The 20,634-nt window shown below is 69.8% G+C and carries 16 protein-coding genes; 1 reads left to right on the forward strand and 15 read right to left on the reverse strand.

Features of this window, described 5'->3' with window-relative positions; all coding sequences use genetic code 11:
- Positions 1–387 precede the first annotated feature (387 nt).
- Positions 388–3,525: an isoleucine--tRNA ligase gene (gene ileS, locus ABT254_RS16650; protein ID WP_351469783.1), complete on the forward strand. Its 3,138-nt coding sequence runs from the start codon at positions 388–390 to the stop codon at positions 3,523–3,525.
- A 178-nt stretch (positions 3,526–3,703) separates the two neighbouring features.
- Here the strand turns inward: ileS and ABT254_RS16655 are convergent, their stop codons facing one another.
- The 15 genes from ABT254_RS16655 to ftsL form a co-directional block, all read right to left on the reverse strand.
- The gene (locus tag ABT254_RS16655; RefSeq protein ID WP_351469786.1) at positions 3,704–4,861 is read right to left on the reverse strand and encodes a DivIVA domain-containing protein; all 1,158 of its coding nucleotides are present in this window, start codon (positions 4,859–4,861) and stop codon (positions 3,704–3,706) included.
- Between the two features lie 55 nt (positions 4,862–4,916).
- Positions 4,917–5,201, reverse strand: coding sequence for a YggT family protein (locus ABT254_RS16660; RefSeq protein WP_016435858.1), 285 nt, complete (start codon positions 5,199–5,201; stop codon positions 4,917–4,919).
- Between the two features lie 73 nt (positions 5,202–5,274).
- Positions 5,275–5,916 (reverse strand): cell division protein SepF, encoded by a 642-nt coding sequence (locus ABT254_RS16665; protein WP_115908675.1) that lies wholly within the window; start codon positions 5,914–5,916, stop codon positions 5,275–5,277.
- Between the two features lie 128 nt (positions 5,917–6,044).
- Entirely contained in the window at positions 6,045–6,779 is a 735-nt protein-coding gene (locus tag ABT254_RS16670; protein ID WP_351469791.1) for a YggS family pyridoxal phosphate-dependent enzyme, read from the reverse strand.
- A gap of 5 nt (positions 6,780–6,784) precedes the next feature.
- Positions 6,785–7,522, reverse strand: coding sequence for a peptidoglycan editing factor PgeF (pgeF, locus tag ABT254_RS16675; RefSeq protein ID WP_351469794.1), 738 nt, complete (start codon positions 7,520–7,522; stop codon positions 6,785–6,787).
- Positions 7,519–8,715, reverse strand: a complete 1,197-nt coding sequence (ftsZ, locus tag ABT254_RS16680) for a cell division protein FtsZ (RefSeq protein ID WP_351469797.1) — start codon at positions 8,713–8,715, stop codon at positions 7,519–7,521. The genes pgeF and ftsZ overlap by 4 nt, the downstream gene beginning before the upstream one ends.
- Positions 8,716–8,992: 277 nt before the next feature.
- On the reverse strand, positions 8,993–9,787 hold the full coding sequence (locus ABT254_RS16685; protein ID WP_351469800.1) for a cell division protein FtsQ/DivIB: 795 nt from the start codon (positions 9,785–9,787) through the stop codon (positions 8,993–8,995).
- Positions 9,788–9,813: 26 nt separating this feature from the next.
- Positions 9,814–10,911 carry an undecaprenyldiphospho-muramoylpentapeptide beta-N-acetylglucosaminyltransferase gene (murG, locus tag ABT254_RS16690; RefSeq protein ID WP_351469803.1) on the reverse strand — a complete coding sequence of 366 codons (1,098 nt, stop codon included), beginning with the start codon at positions 10,909–10,911 and terminating at the stop codon, positions 9,814–9,816.
- A gap of 6 nt (positions 10,912–10,917) precedes the next feature.
- Entirely contained in the window at positions 10,918–12,279 is a 1,362-nt protein-coding gene (ftsW, locus tag ABT254_RS16695) for a putative lipid II flippase FtsW (protein WP_351469806.1), read from the reverse strand.
- Between the two features lie 258 nt (positions 12,280–12,537).
- On the reverse strand, positions 12,538–13,956 hold the full coding sequence (murD, locus tag ABT254_RS16700) for a UDP-N-acetylmuramoyl-L-alanine--D-glutamate ligase (RefSeq protein ID WP_351469809.1): 1,419 nt from the start codon (positions 13,954–13,956) through the stop codon (positions 12,538–12,540).
- Complete coding sequence (gene mraY, locus ABT254_RS16705; RefSeq protein WP_351469812.1) at positions 13,938–15,011, reverse strand: phospho-N-acetylmuramoyl-pentapeptide-transferase; 1,074 nt, start codon at positions 15,009–15,011, stop codon at positions 13,938–13,940. The genes murD and mraY overlap by 19 nt, the downstream gene beginning before the upstream one ends.
- Positions 15,008–16,414 carry a UDP-N-acetylmuramoyl-tripeptide--D-alanyl-D-alanine ligase gene (locus tag ABT254_RS16710; protein WP_351469815.1) on the reverse strand — a complete coding sequence of 469 codons (1,407 nt, stop codon included), beginning with the start codon at positions 16,412–16,414 and terminating at the stop codon, positions 15,008–15,010. The genes mraY and ABT254_RS16710 overlap by 4 nt, the downstream gene beginning before the upstream one ends.
- Before the next feature lie 4 nt (positions 16,415–16,418).
- Positions 16,419–18,074, reverse strand: coding sequence for a UDP-N-acetylmuramoyl-L-alanyl-D-glutamate--2,6-diaminopimelate ligase (locus tag ABT254_RS16715; protein ID WP_351469818.1), 1,656 nt, complete (start codon positions 18,072–18,074; stop codon positions 16,419–16,421).
- Between the two features lie 26 nt (positions 18,075–18,100).
- Positions 18,101–20,077 (reverse strand): penicillin-binding transpeptidase domain-containing protein, encoded by a 1,977-nt coding sequence (locus ABT254_RS16720; protein WP_450750545.1) that lies wholly within the window; start codon positions 20,075–20,077, stop codon positions 18,101–18,103.
- Positions 20,074–20,595 carry a cell division protein FtsL gene (gene ftsL / locus ABT254_RS16725; protein WP_351469824.1) on the reverse strand — a complete coding sequence of 174 codons (522 nt, stop codon included), beginning with the start codon at positions 20,593–20,595 and terminating at the stop codon, positions 20,074–20,076. Before ftsL ends, ABT254_RS16720 begins: the two co-directional genes overlap by 4 nt.
- Between the last annotated feature and the right edge of the window lie 39 nt (positions 20,596–20,634).

Here is a 20,634-nt window from a genome sequence, read left to right on the forward strand (position 1 = left end):
TACGACGCTCCCCGCCCCCGGGTCGCGAAAACCGGGCGGCCGCTGTCCGCGCGGCGCCGTACACTGGGCGGAGCGAAAAGCGTGGATGGGGACGAGTAGCGGCGTACGCAGCCCAGAGCGACCCGGGGACGGTGTGAGCCCGGGGGCGAGCGCGACGTGAAGATCACCCCGGAGCCGCCGGAAGAAAGCCGCAGCCGAAGGGCTGGGGCCGGTAGAACCGGCATCGCGACCCCAATGAGGGGGCTCACAGGTGCGCAACCCGCACCGGGGAGCCAAGGAGGGTGGTACCGCGGGAGCACGCCGAGGTCGGCGTGGACGGCAGACAGAAGGCCGTGACTCTCGTCCCTCCGGACGGAAGGCAGCAAGTCCGCCGGAGGAAGCTCGCTGATGACATCGCCGACGTACCGCCAGGTGCCCGCCCAGGTCGACCTGCCCGCGCTCGAGCACGCCGTGCTCGACTTCTGGCGCGAGCAGAAGATCTTCGCCAAGACCCTGGAGCAGTCCGAGGGCCGCCCCGAGTGGGTCTTCTACGAGGGCCCGCCCACCGCCAACGGCATGCCGGGCGCCCACCACATCGAGGCGCGCGTCTTCAAGGACGTCTTCCCCCGCTTCCGCACCATGCGCGGCTACCACGTGGCCCGCAAGGCCGGCTGGGACTGCCACGGCCTCCCGGTGGAGCTGGCGGTCGAGAAGGAGCTCGGCTTCTCCGGCAAGAAGGACATCGAGGCGTACGGCATCGCCGAGTTCAACGCCAAGTGCCGCGAGTCGGTGACCCGCCACACCGACGCCTTCGAGGCCCTGACGACCCGCATGGGTTACTGGACCGACCTCAACGACCCCTACCGCACGATGGACCCGGAGTACATCGAGTCGGTCTGGTGGTCGCTCAAGGAGATCTTCAACAAGGGCCTGCTGGTCCAGGACCACCGCGTCGCCCCCTGGTGTCCGCGCTGCGGCACGGGCCTGTCGGACCACGAGCTGGCACAGGGCTACGAGACGGTCGTCGACCCGTCCGTGTACGTCCGTTTCCCCCTCACCTCCGGTCCGCTCGCCGGCGAAGCCGCGCTCCTGGTGTGGACGACGACTCCCTGGACGCTGGTCTCCAACACGGCCGTCGCCGCCCACCCCGAGGTCACCTACGTCGTCGCGAGCAACGGCGAGGAGAAGCTCGTCGTCGCCGAACCACTCGTCGGCAAGGCGCTCGGCGAGGGCTGGGAGACCACCGGCCGGACCTTCACCGGCGCCGAGATGGAGCGCTGGACCTATCAACGACCGTTCGAGCTCGTGGAGTTCCCGGCACCCGCCCACTACGTGGTGAACGCCGAGTACGTCACGACCGAGGACGGTACGGGCCTGGTCCACCAGTCCCCCGCCTTCGGTGAGGACGACCTCAAGGTCTGCCGCGCCTACGACCTGCCCGTGGTGAACCCGGTCCGCCCGGACGGCACCTTCGAGGAGGACGTCCCCCTCGTCGGCGGCGTCTTCTTCAAGAAAGCGGACGAACGGCTCACCGAGGACCTCCAGCAGCGCGGCCTCCTCTTCAAGCACATCCCGTACGAGCACAGCTACCCGCACTGCTGGCGCTGCCACACCGCGCTCCTCTACTACGCGCAGCCGTCCTGGTACATCCGCACCACGGCCGTCAAGGACCGCCTGCTGCAGGAGAACGAGAACACCAACTGGTTCCCCGACACGGTCAAGCACGGCCGGTACGGCGACTGGCTGAACAACAACATCGACTGGGCGCTCTCCCGCAACCGCTACTGGGGCACCCCGCTGCCGATCTGGCGCTGCGAGGACGACCACCTCACCGTCGTCGGCTCCCGCGCGGAGCTCACCGAGCTGACGGGCACCGACCAGTCCGAACTGGACCCGCACCGCCCGTACATCGACGACGTCACCTTCGACTGCCCCAAGTGCGCCAAGACGGCCACCCGCGTACCGGAGGTCATCGACGCCTGGTACGACTCGGGTTCGATGCCGTTCGCGCAGTGGGGCTACCCGCACAAGAACAAGGAGCTGTTCGAGTCCCGCTACCCGGCGCAGTTCATCTCCGAGGCCATCGACCAGACCCGCGGCTGGTTCTACACGCTGATGGCCGTCGGCACGCTGGTCTTCGACAAGTCCAGTTACGAGAACGTGGTCTGCCTCGGCCACATCCTCGCCGAGGACGGCCGCAAGATGTCCAAGCACCTCGGCAACACCCTGGAGCCGATCCCGCTGATGGACCGGCACGGCGCGGACGCGGTGCGCTGGTTCATGGCGGCCGGCGGTTCGCCGTGGGCGGCACGCCGCGTGGGCCACGGCACCATCCAGGAGGTCGTCCGCAAGACGCTGCTGACGTACTGGAACACGGTTGCCTTCCAGGCCCTGTACGCCCGTACCTCCAACTGGGCGCCCAGTGAGGCGGATCCGGCGCCGGCCGACCGCCCGGTCCTCGACCGCTGGCTGCTGTCCGAACTCCACGCACTCACCGACCAGGTGACCCAGGCCCTGGAGGCGTACGACACCCAGCGCGCCGGCAAGCTCCTGTCGGCGTTCGTCGACGATCTCTCGAACTGGTACGTCCGCCGCTCGCGCCGCCGCTTCTGGCAGGGCGACAAGGCGGCGCTGCGCACCCTGCACGAGGTCGTCCAGACGGTCACCCAGCTGATGGCCCCGCTGACCCCGTTCATCACCGAGCGGGTCTGGCAGGACCTGGTCGTGCCGGTCACCCCTGGCGCCCCGGAGTCGGTGCACCTGGCCTCCTGGCCGGAGACGGACCTGTCCGCGATCGACCCGGAGCTGTCGAGGCAGATGGTGCTGGTGCGCCGGCTCGTCGAGCTGGGCCGGGCCACGCGCGCGGAGTCGGGCGTCAAGACCCGCCAGCCGCTGTCCCGTGCGCTCATCGCCGCGGCGGGCTTCGACGCCCTCGACCGGGAGCTGCACACGCAGATCACTGAGGAGCTGAACGTCACATCCCTGGCCTCGCTCAGCGAGGTCGGCGGCAGCCTGGTCGACACGACCGCGAAGGCCAATTTCCGCGCCCTGGGCAAGCGCTTCGGCAAGCGCGTCCAGGAGGTGGCCAAGGCCGTCGCGAACGCGGACGCGGCCGCGCTGTCCCTGGCCCTGCGCGAGGGCACGGCGTCGGTCCAGCTCGACGGTGAGACGATCACCCTCGCCCCGGACGAGGTGATCATCACGGAGACCCCGCGCGAGGGCTGGTCGGTGGCCTCCGACTCGGGTGCCACGGTCGCCCTCGACCTGGAGATCACCGAGGAGCTGCGTCAGGCGGGTCTGGCCCGTGACGCGATCCGGCTGATCCAGGAGGCCCGCAAGAACAGCGGCCTCGACGTGGCCGACCGTATCGCCCTGCGCTGGACGTCCACGGACCCGGCGGTCGTCGCGGCCCTCACCGAGCACAGTGCTCTGATCGCCGACGAGGTGCTGTCGACCGACTTCGAGCAGGGTGAGGCGGACGACTCCTACGGCGAGCCGTTCACCGACGAGGGCCTGTCCCTCACGTTCCGTCTGCACAAGGCGTAGGCGAACGGACCAGGGCCCGGCTTTCCCACTCGGGGAAGCCGGGCCCTTCGGCATGTCCGGCAGCGGAGCTCGAACATTGATCAACGCGCATAAAAGGGCGGGGCCCCGGATCGAGATCCGGGGCCCCGCCCTTTGAACGCTGCCGACGCCTACGGCGTACTCATGGCCGTGGCGGCCGTCAGTTGTCGTCCTCGTCGATCAGGAACCCGCGCATCGGCGAGGGAGCCTGACCCATCGGCGAGGGGCCCTGCGGCCGCACCGGTGCCATCGGCTGGGTCATCGCCGGGGACATCTGCTGCTGGCCGCCGTAGGACGGAGCAGCGGGAGCCGGGGCGCCACCCATGGTCGGGTTGCCGCCGTACGACGGGGCGCTCGCGCCGGCCGGTGCCATGGAGGGCGCCGGGGACGGCGGAAGCGACGCGGTCGCCGGGGTACGCGGCGGAGCCAGCGAGTCGTCGGACTGGGTCTCCAGCTGACGCAGCTGGGACTCGAGGTACGACTTCAGGCGCGTACGGTACTCGCGCTCGAAGCCGCGCAGGTCCTCGACCTTGCGCTCCAGCGTGGCGCGGGCGGACTCCAGGGAGCCCATCGCGACGCGGTGCTTCTCCTGCGCGTCCCGCTCCAGGGCGTCGGCCTTGGCACGGGCGTCACGCTCGAGGCCCTCGGCGCGGCTGCGGGCCTCGCCGACGATCTTGTTGGCTTCGGAGCGGGCCTCGGCGATCGCCTGGTCGGCGGTCTGCTGGGCCAGCGAGAGGACACGGGCGGCGCTGTCGCCACCAGGGCCCTGACCGGGGCCGCCCATCGGACCGCCCATGGGGCCGCCCATCGGACCACCCATCTGCTGCTGCATGGGAGGCTGGCCGCCCATCGGACCCTGACCCATGGGGCCCTGGCCCATCGGACCCTGACCCATCGGGCCGGGACCCTGGGGACCACCCTGACCGCCGGGACCGGCGGGCAGCTGCGGGGCACCGCTCGGCAGCTGGGGCGGACCACCCATGGGGCCACCCATCTGCTGCTGCGGCGGGCCCGATATGCCGGCGGGTACGGGAGCACCCGGACCGCGCATCCCCTGCGGAGGCATGCCCTGCTGCTGATCCTGCGGACCGGGACCGCCGGGACCCTCCGGGGGCTTGCGCATGTTCTGCTGGTTCTGAGCAGCAGCACGCGTGGCCGCGGCCAGTTTGGCCCGCAGGTCCTCGTTCTCGCGGAGCAGGCGGGTCAGTTCGGCTTCGACCTCATCGAGGAAGGCATCGACCTCGTCCTCGTCATAGCCTTCTCGGAGGCGGACGGTCGTGAACTGCTTGTTCCGCACGTCCTCGGGGGTCAACGGCATCTCTTCACCTCAACGTAGTCGTCGGCATCGGCAAGACGGTAGGTCACATCGCTCATCACAGCCGGCTCACGATCGAGATCAGGATGTAGACGATGATCATCAGTACGAAGAAGGACAGGTCGAGCGCCACGCCCCCGAGACGCAGCGGCGGAATGAACCGCCGCAGAAGCTTGAGCGGTGGATCGGTGACAGTGTAGGTGGCCTCCAGAACGACCACCATCGCCTTGCCGGGTTGCCATGAGCGGGCGAACTGGAAGACGTAGTCCATGACCAACCGGAAGATGAGCACGATGAGGAAGCACATCAGCGCGATGTAGATGACATCCAGGACCACGCTCATTGCTGGTGCTTCCCTCTCCCCTGTTTCCGTGCTGCTGGGTACTACTTTGTACTGCTGTTTCCGGTCGTGCGTCTCAGCTCTGGTTGAAGAACCCGCCCTCTGCGATGCGGGCCTTGTCCTCCGCCGTGACATCGACGTTAGCAGGAGACAACAGGAACACCTTCTGGGTCACCCGCTCGATGCTGCCGTGAAGACCAAACACCAAACCGGCCGCAAAGTCGACAAGTCGCTTCGCGTCTGTGTCATCCATCTCAGTCAGATTCATGATCACCGGGGTGCCCTCACGGAAGTGTTCCCCGATAGTACGGGCCTCGTTGTAGGTCCGCGGGTGAAGAGTGGTGATCCGGTAAGGCTCTCGTTCCGACACGACCTTGGGCATGATCACCGGTGCGTTCTTCTCCAGACTTGCGCGTTCTTGTGTGATGGACGCCACGGGCGCGATGCGCGCCGGACGGCCGGATTCCGCAGGGAGCGAAGCGGAACGTGCGACCGGCTCGCGCGCGGCGGGCGGTTGTACGATTCGCACCTCTTCATCCCTTTGGGACTGATGTGCTACGTGGGACTGGTGGGACGGCTCGTGCCTCCGGTGGTCCCGTTCGGGTTCCGGGTCCAGTTCGGGCTCGAAGTCGTCATCGGGGTCGAATCCCCGGCCGTCGTACCCATCGTCCTCCACGAGGCCGAGGTAGACCGCCATCTTGCGCATCGCGCCGGCCATGCTCTGAGTCCTCCGCTCTGTGGTGGATCGGCTGACGACTGCCAAATGCCCGCGATCCACGAGGTCGTTGCGCCCGCCTTCGGTGGCACTGACCATATTTTCTGCTGTGGTCCGACTTCTTGGCGACGTTACCCGAGCCTGGGGCGGACTCCGAGTACCGCAGTGCCGACGCGTACATGTGTCGCTCCGGCGGCCACGGCCTGTTCGAGGTCCGCACTCATTCCTGCCGAGACCATGTTCGCAGCCGGATGGGCTCGGCGCAGGTCCGTCGACAAATCCATCAACCGCTCGAACGCCGCGAGTTCGCGTCCCGCGTAGGGGCCGGTGAGCGGCGCGACGGTCATCAGACCGTCCAGCCGCAGACCCGGCGCCCCGGCGATCAGCTCGCCCAACTCTTCGATTCCGCCGGGCCCGACACCCCCGCGCTCCCCGCGTCCGCCCCTTTCCGCCGCCGGCTCCTCCGCGTCGAGCGCGACCTGGATCAGACAGCCGAGTTCGCGCTCCTGACGCACCGCCTCCTTCGAGAGCGCGGTGACGAGCCGGGCGCGGTCGACGGACTGCACCAATCCGGCATAACCGACTACGGATCGCACCTTGTTGGTCTGCAATTGACCCACAAAATGCCAAGTCAAGGGCAGATCCGAGCAGGCCGCGGCCTTGGGTGCCGCATCCTGGTCGCGGTTCTCGGCCACGTGCCGCACACCGAGCTCCGACAGAATCCGCACATCGCTCGCCGGATACGTCTTGGTGACCACGATCAGGGTCACCTCCTCGCGCTTGCGCCCGGCGGCGGCGCAGGCGGCGGCGATGCGACGCTCCACCTTCGCCAGGTTTTCGGCGAGTTCGTCCTTACGGTCCCTCATGCCCCTCAGTCCAGCCAGACATATCCCGCGAGTCGCCCCGTGGTTCGATCGCGGCGGTACGAGAAGTGGTCGCCCGACTCGATCGTGCACACCGGCGACTGCTCCCGGTCGTGCACCCCGAGCCGCTCGAGCTGCGCGTGCACGCCGGCGGTCACATCCACCGCCGGGGTGCCCCAACTCGTCTCGGAGTACGCCGCCGGTTCGACGGCGGCCACCTCGGCGCGCATCGCGTCCGGCACCTCGTAGCAGCGGCCGCAGACGGCGGGTCCGGTGCGGGCGACGATCCGGCCCGGCTCGGCGCCGAGTTCCGTCATGGCCCGCACGGCGGCCGGGACGACCCCCGCGACCATCCCGGGCCGCCCCGCGTGCGCCGCGGCGACGATACCGGCGACCGGGTCGGCGAGCAGAACGGGCGTGCAGTCGGCGGTGAGGACGGCGAGGGCCAGACCACGCTGCTTCGTGACGACGGCGTCGACCTCGGGCACCGGACGATCACCCCACGGAGTGTCGACCACTGCCACCTCCGCGCCGTGCACCTGGTTCATCCAGACCACCCGGGCCGGTTCCAGACCGAGGGACTTGGCCGCCAGTTCGCGGTTGGTCCGTACGGCACCGGGGTCGTCGCCGACGGCTCCGCCGAGGTTGAGCTCCTCGTACGGAACGGCGCTCACCCCGCCCCACCGGTCGGTGAAGGCGAAGTGCGCGCCGTTCACTGTGCTCGTTTCGGAGCGCTGTCCTATCACTTCAGGAAGTCCGGCACGTCCAGTTCCTCGGCCGCGCTGTCCGCGTAGGTCCGCGACGGCGGGACCGGCGGGGCGGCCGGGATGTCGCTCGCCGGCTCCGGTGCGGGCTCCGGGTCCTCCTTCGGCGTGACGCTGCCGAGCGAGCCGAAGGACGGACGGCTCTCGGTCTGCCGTACCGGAGTGGGCTCGTCGCGACGGGCCGAGGACGAGGACGAGCCCATGACGGTCTCCCGGCGGGCGGGAGGCTGGCCCCCGTCGAAGCCGGCCGCGATCACGGTGACCCGCACCTCGTCGCCGAGGGCGTCGTCGATGACCGCGCCGAAGATGATGTTGGCCTCGGGGTGGGCGGCCTCGCTGACCAGCTGGGCCGCCTCGTTGATCTCGAACAGGCCGAGGTCGGAGCCGCCGGAGATGGAGAGCAGCACGCCCCGGGCGCCGTCGATGGAGGCCTCCAGGAGCGGCGAGGAGATCGCCATCTCGGCCGCGGCCACCGCGCGGTCGTCGCCGCGGGCCGAGCCGATGCCCATGAGCGCCGAACCGGCCTCGGACATCACGGACTTGACGTCGGCGAAGTCGAGGTTGATCAGACCCGGGGTGGTGATCAGGTCGGTGATGCCCTGCACACCGGAGAGCAGGACCTGGTCGGCCGACTTGAAGGCGTCGAGCACCGAGACCTGGCGGTCCGAGATGGACAGCAGCCGGTCGTTCGGGATGACGATGAGGGTGTCGACCTCTTCGCGGAGCTCGGCGATGCCGTCCTCGGCCTGGTTGGCGCGGCGCCGTCCCTCGAAGGTGAACGGGCGCGTGACCACGCCGATGGTGAGGGCGCCGAGGGAGCGCGCGATGTTGGCCACGACGGGCGCGCCGCCGGTGCCGGTGCCGCCGCCTTCACCGGCCGTCACGAAGACCATGTCGGCCCCCTTGAGGACCTCCTCGATCTCCTCGCGGTGATCCTCGGCGGCCTTGCGGCCGACGGCCGGGTTGGCTCCGGCGCCGAGTCCGCGGGTGAGTTCGCGGCCGACGTCGAGCTTGACGTCGGCGTCGCTCATCAACAGCGCCTGCGCGTCGGTGTTGATGGCGATGAACTCGACGCCCTTGAGACCGACCTCGATCATCCGGTTGATGGCATTGACACCACCGCCGCCGACACCGATGACTTTGATGACTGCGAGGTAGTTCTGCGGTGCTGCCACGTCGAAGGCCTCTCGCCTCGAGTTACGTGTCGCCGCTTCGCAGTGGATGCGATCCGGCGACTGATGCCGAATGGGACGGTCCGTTACGCCGACCCGAACCCTAACGTTGAAGTTTAGGGTTACCAGTGTGACTGTTCGCTGGAGTCTTCCGAACAGGACACTAAGTCGACAAGTGGCGCACGTTCAACGAACACGCCGAACCTCCCGTTTTTCTTTTCACCCTATGTGATCAGCCGTAGCGCTGCCCAACCAGGGTGCTGGCCTGCGCGGATGTGCGTCAACTCCCCGATGACGCAGGGGCGGTGGGAACCGAGACGTCGAAGTGCCGCGCGTCCGGCGCCGCTTTCATGAGTGCGGTGAGCGTACGGGCCTTCGCGGCCCCCTTCTCGCTGCTCCCCCACAGGACGTTCCGGCCGTCGCTCAACTCCAGTGAGATGTCGTCGTACGAACGCACCTTGACGGCCTCGGTGACGCGCGCGACGGCGGCCGGAATGGCACGGGCGATGACCGCCGCCTCCGCCACCAACCGGTCCTCGCCGAAGCGCCGCAGGCTCGCGGCGGAGGACTCCGAGGAGGAGGTGCTCAATTCCAGTGCGGGAATGCCTTTCGGGGCTTCGGAAACCGTGGCGAAACGGACACCCTTGCGGTCCACTTCGACGAACTTTCCACCCTTTTGCACAATGAGAACCGGAGTACGCTCGCTCACTTTCAGCCCGATTCCGTGGGGCCAGGAACGGACCACGTCAACCGTGTCAATTCGGGGCAGTTTCCGGCGCAGTCGCGCCTCAATCGCATCGGTGTCGACGGAAATCATCGGCGACCCGACCGGAACCTGGGCGGCCTCGCGCACCTGGGCGGGTGTCAACACCCGGGTTCCGGAGATCGATACGCGCTCCACGCGCACCCATTGCGAGCCGTACAACAGCCAGACCGTGCCCGCACCGAGAAGGACGAGCAGCACGGCAAGGATGATGATCGTACGAAGGCGGCGCAGCCTCAACCTCCGCGCCGGAGGCGGGCCGGACGACTCCTGCTGGCGTTCACCGCGCTCGGCGGTGGTCGGTCCGGCCACGCTTCCTGCCCTTCGTTCACACGGTCCTAGTGGTGTGCACGGTTGGCGGCGATCGCCTCGTACACCATGCCGACGAGCAGGTCGTCGGCGTCCCGGCGGCCGAACTCGGCGGCGGCGCGGGACATCTCGTACAGCCGGTGCGGGTCGGCGAGCACGGGCAGGACGTTGCCCCGTACCCAGTCGGGCGTCAGTTCCGCGTCGTCGACCAGCAGCCCGCCGCCGGCCTTGACCACCGGCTGGGCGTTCAGCCGCTGTTCGCCGTTGCCGATGGGCAGCGGGACATAGGCGGCCGGGAGTCCGACGGCGGAGAGTTCGGCGACGGTCATCGCGCCCGCACGGCAGAGCATCATGTCGGCCGCGGCGTACGCGAGGTCCATCCGGTCCAGGTAACTTACCGGGATATAGGGGGGCATTCCCGGCATCTGCTGCACCTGCGGCAGTTCGTTCTTCGGGCCGACCGCGTGCAGGATCTGGATACCGGCCTGCTGCAGCCAGGGCGCGACCTGCTGGACGACCTCGTTGAGGCGGCGGGCGCCCTGCGAGCCGCCGGAGACCAGCAGCGTGGGCAGGTTGGGGTCGAGGCCGAAGGCCGCGCGGGCCTCGGGGCGGGCGGCGGCCCGGTCGAGGGTCGCGATGGTGCGGCGCAGCGGGATGCCGATGTAGCGGGCGTCGCGCAGCTTGCTGTCCGGGGTGGAGACGGCGACCCTGGCGGCGTAACGCGAGCCGATCTTGTTGGCGAGGCCGGGGCGGGCATTGGCCTCGTGGATCACGATCGGCACGCCGAGGCGCTTGGCGGCGAGGTAGCCGGGCAGCGCGACATAGCCGCCGAAGCCGACGACGGCGTCCGCCTTGGTGCGCTCCAGGATCTGCTCGGTCGCCTTGATCGTGCCGCGCAGCCGGCCCGGGACGGTGATCAGCTCGGGGGTCGGCTTGCGTGGCAGCGGTACCGCCGGGATCAGCGCGAGCTCGTAGCCCCGCTGCGGGACGAGCGTGGTCTCGAGGCCCCGCTCCGTGCCCAGGGCCGTGATCCCCACGGTCGGGTCCTGCCTGCGCAGGGCGTCCGCGAGGGCGAGCGCGGGCTCGATGTGGCCGGCGGTCCCCCCACCGGCGAGTACGACATGCACCGAAATTCACCGCTCTCCGGACGAGCGCGCCGCCGAGGCACGCCGTCGCATCGTGTTCCATCTCCGAGGCCCCCGATCCCGCACGGCGCCTCCCGCCCGCTTTCTACCAAAGCGGGGTTGCCGCATGGAAAGCGCCGCCCGCGCAGCGGGCTCGTCACGCGCGAACGCGATCATCAGCCCGATGGCGAACATGGTCGGCAGCAGGGCGGATCCCCCGTAGGAGAACAGCGGGAGGGGGACTCCGGCGATCGGCAGCAGGCCGAGCACCGCACCGATGTTGATCACGGCCTGGGCCGTGATCCAGGTGGTCACGCCTCCCGCGGCATACCTGACGAAGGGGTCCTCCGTACGTCCAGCCACGCGGATACCCGCATAGCCTAGAGCCGCGAAGAGGGCGAGCACCGACAGCGTCCCCGCCAGGCCCAGTTCCTCACCGGTGACGGCGAAGATGAAGTCCGTGTGGGCTTCTGGGAGTTGCCCCCATTTTTCCACACTCGCACCGAGCCCGGATCCGAAGATTCCGCCTGATGCGAGGGCATAGATGCCGTGCACGGCCTGCCAGCAGTCGGCGACCCCGGACTTCGGCTCGGTGGCACCGATGCAGGCGAGCCGGGCCATGCGGTTGGGGCTGGTCTTGATGAGGATCACACCGATCGCGGCCGCAACCGACAGCACACCGACGAACAGCCGGGTGGGCGCCCCGGCCAGCCACAGCAGGCCGAAGAGGATCGCCGTCAGGATGATCGCCGTGCCCATGTCGCCGCCGAGCATGATCAGCCCGAGCAGCATGAAGGCGACCGGAACGAGCGGCACCAGCATGTGCTTCCACTGGTTGAGGAGCTTCTTGTCCTGCTTGCGGGCCAGCAGGTCCGCGCCCCACAGCACCAGCGCCAGCTTGCCGAACTCGCTGGGCTGGATCTGGAAGGAGCCGCCGAGCGAGATCCAGTTCTGGTTGCCGTTGACCGACATCCCTATCCCCGGCACCTGCACCAGCGCCATCAGGAACACCGCACCCGCGAGGATCGGATAGGCCAGCGCCCGGTGCAGCTTCACCGGCATCAGCGACGCGATCAGCAGCAGGACACCGCCGATGACGGCGGCGAGGAGCTGCTTGCGGAAGAAGTACGAGCCCGGCAGGGACATCTGCAGCGCCGTGATCTGGGAGGCCGAGTAGACCATCACCAGACCGAGCACGGTGATCAGGACGCTTCCGCCCATGATCAGGTAGTAGGCGGTCAGCGGCCGGTCCCAGGCGCGCCTGGCGTTGAGGTAGAAGCGGCGCAGCGGGTTCTCGCGGACCGGCCCGGACGCGGCGGGCCGTCTGACGGCCCCCTGCACGGGCGGACGTCCGGTCCGGCTACCGGGCATCGGGGCCTCCGCTGTCCGTAGGGCCTGTGCGGTGGATCGGCCCGGTGCCGAGCTCGGCCTGCGGCGATCCGCGCCGCCCGCCGCGGCCGCGGCTTATCGACACGGCTCCGCCGCCCGGGAGCCGCACGCTCCCCATGACCCGGCTGGGGGCGGCTGCACGGCGCAGTTCCCTGCGGCCGCCCTGGTCCAAACGAAAGGACCTGGCCCTCGACGATCCCACGCGTCCCTCCCAAGGTCGCCCGGCTGCAGGCGGCCGGGTCAGGCGCCGAGTTCGCGGACCGCTTCTGCGAACGCGTCACCGCGCTTGTTGTAGTTGGCGAACATGTCCATCGAGGCGCAGGCCGGGGCCAGCAGCACCGTGTCGCCTGCGGCCGCGAGCCGCTGGGCCTCCTGGACAGCCGCGAGCATCGCCCCAGTGTCGGTCCGGTCGAGGTCGACGACGGGTACTTCGGGCGCGTGTCGCGCCAGGGCTTCACGGATGAGGGCGCGGTCCTTGCCGATGAGGACCACTCCGCGAAGTCGCTTTGCCGACTTGGCGACCAGTTCGTCGAAGGTCGCGCCCTTGGCGAGCCCGCCCGCGATCCACACGATGGACTCGTACGCCGCCAACGAGGCCTCGGCCGCATGCGTGTTGGTGGCCTTGGAGTCGTCGACGTACGCGACACCGTCCACGTCGGCCACATGCGCGATGCGGTGCGCGTCCGGAGTGAAGTTCCTGAGGCCGTCGCGTACGGCCGCGGCGGGCACCCCGAAGGCGCGCGCGAGGGCAGCCGCCGCAAGGGCGTTGGCGATGTTGTGCGGGGCCGGCGGGTTGACGTCGGAGACCTCGGCGAGCTCCTGGGCGTTCTTCTGCCGGTTCTCCACGAAGGCGCGGTCGACCAGGATGCCGTCCACGACGCCGAGTTGGGAGGGGCCGGGGGTGCCGAGGGTGAAGCCGATGGCCCGGCAGCCCTCCTCGACGTCGGCCTCGCGCACCAGGTCCTCGGTGGCCTTGTCGGCGACGTTGTAGACGCAGGCGACGCGATTGCCCTCGTAGATACGGCCCTTGTCGCGCGCGTACGCCTCCATGGAGCCGTGCCAGTCGAGGTGGTCGGGGGCGAGGTTGAGCACCGCCGCCGAGTGTGCCCGCAGGGAGGGCGCCCAGTGGAGCTGGTAACTCGACAACTCCACGGCCAGGACGTCGTAGTCCTCCTCGCCGAGCACGACGTCCAGCAGCGAGACGCCGATGTTGCCGACGGCTGCCGTGCGCAGACCCGCGGCCTTCAGGATCGACGCCAGCATCTGGACGGTGGTGGTCTTGCCGTTGGTGCCGGTGACGGCCAGCCAGGGGGCCGCGTCGGGGCCCCGCAGCCGCCAGGCGAGTTCGACGTCGCCCCAGATGTCGACACCGGCCTCGCGGGCCGCGACGAACAGCGGCTTGTCCGGCTTCCAGCCCGGTGCGGTGACGATCAGCTCGGTGCCCTCCGGCAGGGTCGCCCCGTCACCCAGCCGCACGGTGATCCCGAGGGCCTCCAGCTCGGCGGCCTGCTCACGCGCGCGTGCGTCGTCGCCGTCGTTGACGACCGTGACGACCGCCCCGCGCGCGTGCAGCACCTTGGCCGCCGGGATACCGGAGACGCCGAGCCCGGCGACGGTGACGTGCTTGCCCTGCCAGTCGGTCACTTGTCCGCTGCCCATCCCGCGTAGAAGAGGCCCAGTCCGACGATCACACAGATGCCCTGGATGATCCAGAAGCGGACCACCACAAGGACTTCGGACCAGCCCTTGAGTTCGAAGTGGTGCTGGAGTGGCGCCATCCGGAAGACGCGCCTGCCGGTGAGGCGGAAGGAGCCGACCTGGATGACCACCGACATGGTGATGAGGACGAACAGGCCACCCATGATGGCCACCAGCAGCTCAGTGCGGGAGAGGATGGCCAGGCCCGTGAGAACGCCGCCGAGCGCGAGCGAACCGGTGTCGCCCATGAAGATCTTGGCCGGCGAGGTGTTCCACCACAGGAAGCCCAGGCAGGCGCCCATCAGCGCGGAGGCGATGACCGCGAGGTCGAGCGGGTCGCGCACCTCGTAGCAGGCGGCAGGGTTGGTGAGGGTCTGGTCGTTGGCGCAGGACTCCTGGAACTGCCAGACGCCGATGAAGGTGTAGGCGCCGAAGACGAGGACGGAGGCGCCGGTCGCCAGACCGTCCAGACCGTCCGTCAGGTTCACGCCGTTCGACATCGCGAGGATCATGAACAGCGCCCAGACCACGAACAGCACCGGCCCGATCGACCAGCCGAAGTCCGTGATGAACGACAGCTTCGTGGAGGCGGGGGTGTTGCCGCGGGCGTCCTGGAACTGGAGGGCGAGCACCGCGAAGCTGATGCCGACGATCAGCTGGCCGGCCATCTTCGCCTTGGCCCTGAGGCCCAGCGAGCGCCTCTTGACGATCTTGATGTAGTCGTCGAGGAAGCCGACCAGGCCCATGCCGCACATCAGGCCGAGCACCAGCAGACCCGAGTAGCTCGGGGCGTAGCCGGTGATGACCTTGGAGAGGAAGTACGCGGCCACCGTCGCGAGGATGAAGGCGATGCCGCCCATGGTCGGCGTACCGCGCTTGCTGGCGTGCTCGCGCGGGCCGTCGTCCCGGATGTACTGGCCGTAGCCCTTGCGGGCCAGGAGCTTGATCAGCAGCGGGGTGCCGACCAGCGTCAGAAAGAGGCCGATGACTCCCGAGAACAGGATCTGCTTCATCATCGGGCGGCAACCTCACCCTCGGCACCGGTCTCGAGCAGCGCCTGGGCGACGCTCTCGAGGCCGACCGAACGGGACGCCTTCACGAGTACGACGTCTCCCGGGCGCAACTCGCTGCGCAACAGGTCGACCGCCGCCTGTGCGTCGGACACGTGCACCGACTCCTCACCCCACGAACCCTCGTTATATGCGCCCAGTTGCAGCCAGGACGCTTCCCTGCCCCCGACCGCGACGAGCTTGCCGACATTGAGCCGGACGGCGAGCCGTCCGACCGCGTCGTGCTCGGCGAGCGCCTCGTCCCCGAGCTCGGCCATCTTGCCGAGCACCGCCCAGGTCCGCCGCCCGTGGCCCATGGCCGCGAGCGCGCGCAGGGCGGCTCGCATGGACTCGGGATTCGCGTTGTAGGCGTCGTTGACGATGGTCACGCCGTCCGGTCGCTCGGTGACCTCCATGCGCCAGCGGGAGAGGGAGCCCGCCTCGGAGAGCGCGGTGGCGATCTCAGCTGCGGACATGCCCAGCTCATGGGCGACGGCGGCCGCGGCGAGCGCGTTCGACACGTGGTGCTCACCGTACAGGCGCATGGTCACATCGCTTGCACCGGAGGGTGTGTGGAGGGTGAAGGCGGGCTGTCCGCTGTCCGTGAGTCGCACGTTCTCGGCGCGTACGTCCGCTTCGTCGGCCTCTCCGAAGAGGAGGACCTTCGCCTTCGTACGGGATGCCATGGCCCGTACGAGGGGGTCGTCCGCGTTGAGGATCGCGGCACCGTCCTCCGGAAGGGACTCCACCAGTTCGCCCTTGGCCTGCGCGATCTGCTCGCGGCCGCCGAACTCGCCGATGTGGGCGGTGCCGACGTTGAGGACGAGGCCGATCTTCGGGGGCGTCAGGTCGGTGAGGTAGCGGATGTGGCCGATGCCGCGGGCGCCCATCTCCAGGACGAGGAACCTGGTCTCCTCGGTGGCGGACAGGGCGGTGAGGGGCAGCCCGATCTCGTTGTTGAGCGAGCCGGGCGTGAACACCGTCGGTGCCTTGCGCTGCAGGACCTGGGCGATCAGGTCCTTGGTGCTGGTCTTGCCCGCGGAGCCGGTGAGGGCCACGAGGGTCGCGCCGAGGCGTCGTACGACATGGCGGGCGAGGGCTCCGAGGGCGCTCTGGACGTCCTCGACGACGATCGCGGGCACGCCGACGGGGCGCGACGCCAGTACGGCGACCGCGCCCGCTTCGACGACCTGAGCTGCGAAGTCATGGCCGTCGACCCGTTCGCCGACGAAGGCGACGAAGAGGCTGCCGGGCTGCACCTCGCGGGAGTCCCGGACGACCGGAGCCGTGACCTGGACGGACGGATCCGGTATGTCGTGCGTCTGCCCGCCGACGACTTCTGCGATCTCGGCGAGAGAGAGGGCGATCACAAGTTCATCCCTGGGTCTTCTGGATGGCTTCTCGAAGCACCTGGCGGTCGTCGAAGGGACGGACCACCCCGGCGATGTCCTGGCCCTGCTCGTGGCCCTTGCCCGCGACGAGCACGGTGTCCCCGGGCCGTGCTCGGGCGACGGCTGCGGCGATCGCGGCGGCCCGGTCCTCGAAGACCTGGACCTCGCCGCGTTCGTGTGCTGGTACGGACGCCGCGCCCTCGAGCATGGTTGCAAGGATCGCGAGCGGGTCCTCGGAGCGGGGGTTGTCGGAGGTCAGTACGGCGGTGTCGGCGAGGCGGGCCGCGGCGGCGCCCATCGGCGCCCGCTTGGTCCTGTCCCGGTCGCCACCGCAGCCGAGCACCACGTGCAGTCTGCCCTCGGTGACCTTGCGCAGGGCGCGCAGGACGGATTCGACGGCGTCGGTCTTGTGGGCGTAGTCGACGACCGCGAGATACGGCTGCCCGGCGTCCACGCGTTCCAGGCGGCCCGGCACGCCAGGGACGGCGGCGATGCCGTCGGCGGCGGTCTGCGGGTCGAGGCCCGCGGCGGCGAGGGCGACGACGGCGGCGAGGGTGTTGGCCACGTTGAAGCCGCCCGGCAGCGGCGCCTTCGCCTCGATCCGCCGGCCCTCGGGGCCGATCACGGTGAACGTCGAGTCCAGCGGGCCGACTCGGACGTCCTCGGCGCGCCAGTCGGCGTCGGGGTGGCCCTCGGCCGAGAAGGTCACGACCGGGACGCCGGCCTCGTCGACCAGCCTGCGGCCGTACTCGTCGTCGAGGTTGACGACGCCCAGTTTGCTGCGTTCCGGGGTGAACAGCTGCGCCTTGGCCCGGAAGTAGTCCTCCATGTCGGAGTGGAACTCCATGTGTTCCGGGCTGAGGTTGGTGAAGACGCCGATGTCGAAGACGCAGCCGTCGACCCGGCCGAGGACCAGGGCGTGGCTGGAGACCTCCATGGCGACCGCCTCGACGCCGCGCTCGCGCATGACCGCGAACAGGGCCTGGAGGTCGGTGGCTTCGGGGGTGGTGCGCTCGGACTTGATGCGCTCGTCGCCGATGCGCATCTCGACCGTGCCGATCAGACCCGTGTTGCTCTTGGTCTTCAGGCCGCCCTCGACGAGGTAGGCGGTGGTGGTCTTGCCGGAGGTGCCGGTGATGCCGATCTGGAGCAGATCGCGGCCCGGGTGGCCGTAGATCGTGGCCGCCAGCTCGCCCATCCGCCCGCGTGGGTCCTCCACCACCAGGACCGGCAGACCGGTCGCGGCGGCGCGCTCGGCGCCGGTCGGGTCGGTCAGCACGGCGACCGCGCCCAGGCCGGCGGCCTGGGTGACGAAGTCGGCGCCGTGCAGACGGGCGCCCGGCAGGGCGGCGTACAGGTCGCCGGGGCGGACCGCGCGCGAGTCATGGGTGATGCCCGTGACCTCGGCGGCGCTCTCCGGCGCGGCGGCACCCAGCTGATCGGCGAGTTCCGCGAGGGGTGTGGCGGAGACCTGCACCGGCCTGGGCGGCCCCGGATATGTCACGGATGCGCCCTTCTGGGTGGTTTGGGACTGATCAGCGTGTGGCACGGCGGTGAGCGTACCGGGCGCACCCGCTTGCGAGCGAAGTGAGGGGGCGGGGGCGCCCGGGTTGCCCGAGTCGGGAGTGATCATGGTCACGGAGCGTTCCTGGCTGGTTGCGCTGATCAGAAGGTGACGGGCAGGTTCGCGGCCCGCGCACCCGTGGGCGGGACCTGAAGGGTCTTCAGTGCGAACTCCATCACCTCCTTGTAGATGGGTCCGCAGATCTGGCCGCCGAAGTAACTCCCGCTGGTGGCGTTCTGGATGGCGCAGTACACGGTGATGCGGGGGTTGTCCGCAGGTGCGAATCCGGCGAAGGACGAGGTGTAGCCGCGGTACTGGCCGGTGGCCGGATCCACGCGGTTGGCCGTACCCGTCTTGCCCGCGACCCGGTAGCCGGGGATGCGCGCCTTGTTGCCGGTACCCTCCCGGTCGTCGACGACCGACTCCAGCATCTGGGCGAGGGTCTTCGCCGTCTTCGCGCTGACGACCCTTGTCTTCTCCGGCTTCGGGGTCGGGGTGAAGCGCCCGTCGGGTCCCTTGGTGCCGCGCACCAGCGTGGGCTGGATGCGGACGCCGCCGTTGGCGATGGTCGAGTAGACGGACGCCGCCTGGAGCGCGCTGACGGACACGCCCTGGCCGAAAGGAATCGTGTACTGCTGCGACGTCGACCACTTCTCGGGCGGCGCGAGGATGCCCTTGGTCTCGCCGGGCAGGCCCAGTCCGGTGTAGCTGCCGATGCCGAACTTGCGCAGGTACGAGTAGAGGACCTTGTTGGACTGCGCCTGTGTCCTGCCCAGCTGGCCGGTGGCCAGGATGGTGCCGATGTTGCTGGACTTGGCGAGCACGCCGTTGAGCGTGAGGTTCCAGGTGTCGTGGTCGACGTCGTCCTTGAAGAGCCGGTCACCGCGGTGCAGCCGGTTCGGCACGACGACATGCGTCAGCGGGGTGGCGACGTTCTCCTGGAGCACGGCGGCCATCGACATGATCTTGGCGGTGGAGCCGGGCTCGTAGGCGTCCTCGACGGCCCAGTTGTGCAGGGCGTTCGGGTTCGCCTTGGAGAGGTCGTTGGGGTCGAAGCCGGGCGCGTTGGCCATCGCCAGGATCTCGCCGGTGCGGGTGTCCTGCACTATCACGTACCCGCGGTCCGCGCCGGACTTCCTCACCTGCTGGCTGATCGCGTTCTGCGCGGCCCACTGGATGTCGCGGTCGAGGGTGAGCTCGACGTCGCTGCCGGGCACGGCGGGCGTCTCGGTGGAGCCCGCGGTGGGCACCAGGCGGCCGCCGGACTGGGCATAGCGGATCTTGCCGTCCTTGCCTGCCAGCTCCTTGTTGAGCTCCTGCTCGATGCCTCCGCCGCCCTTGCCCTGGTCGTTGACCCAGCCCAGTATCCCGGCGGCGAGGTCCCCGTTGGGATAGATCCGCTTGCTGCTGGGGTCGGCGAAGACACCGGCGAGGACGTTGACCGTGGACTTGTCCTTCTCCCCCTTCGCGGTGAGGGCGGTCTTCAGGTCCTTGATCTGCTTCCAGACCTGCGGGGTCTGGCGGCGGGCGAGCAGGACGTAGCGCAGCTTCTTGTTCTTGGGGCGGAGCTTGTGGACGAGCGTGTCCTGCTCCATGCCGAGGATCGGCGCGAGGAGCGCGGCCGCCTGCTCCGGGCCGTTGCCGACCTTCAGCTGTTCGCGGGTGAACATCGTGGGGTCGGCCGTGAGGTCGTAGGCGTCCACGCTGGTCGCGAGGGCCACACCGTTGCGGTCGAGGATGCCGCCGCGCTCGGCGGTCAGGACATGGCCCACGTAGCGGTTCTGGTCGGCCTTGGCGGCGTATGCGCTCGCGTCGACGGCCTGCACCTGCAGCAGCCGTACGACGAAGGCGGCCAGCACCAGGGTGAGCGCCAGGCTGACCATGCGCAGCCGGGGGCGGGGGCTGCCCAGCCGCAGGGCGCCCGGGGCCGCGGGACGGCCCGGTGCCGGGCGGCGGGCGGGGCGGGCGCCGGGGCCCGGGCGCCGGGCGCCGGCGGCGGGGCGGTCGGGCCGCGCGGGGCCGGGCACGCGGCGGCGCGGCGGTTGCCTTTCTCCAGAAGTGTCTGGCACTTCCGTCACCTGCCGGGGGTCGTGGTCGTCTGGGCGGGATCGGCCTGTGGAGTGGGGGGCGCGCCGGCGGCCGGCGGGGCCGCGGCGGGCTGAGGCGGGAGCAGGACGAGCGGCATCTGCACCGCGGACTGTTCGACGGTCCGGCTCGCGGCCTGCTGGCCGGCGACCGAGGGGACGCCCCTTACGGTGCCGTCGGGATTCAGGAACGCGGGATCTCCGCCGGGGATCATGCCGAGTTCGCGGGCCCGCTCCTGGAGGGCCTCCGGGGCGGAGTAGGAGTCGATGTCCCGCTGGAGCCCCTGTTCCTCGTCGGTGAGGCTCTTGGTGTCCTTCTGGAGGTCGTCGAGCTTGAACGAGCCTTCGCTGAGCGCGGAGTTCAGGACCAGCAGCGCGATCAGCCCGCCGCCCAGGAGGAGCACGACGAGAAGGACGAAGGGGGTGCGGGCCGCCTGTGCACGGCTTCCCGGTCCGGGGAAGAGGCGTGCGAGACGAGCGGCCCGCCCCCGCAGTTCGGGTTTCCTGCTCACACGGCCTCCAGTGAGTCCGGTTTCCAGGCCCACTCGCTC

Source organism: Streptomyces sp. NPDC001137, assembly GCF_040298885.1.
Taxonomy (GTDB): domain Bacteria; phylum Actinomycetota; class Actinomycetes; order Streptomycetales; family Streptomycetaceae; genus Streptomyces.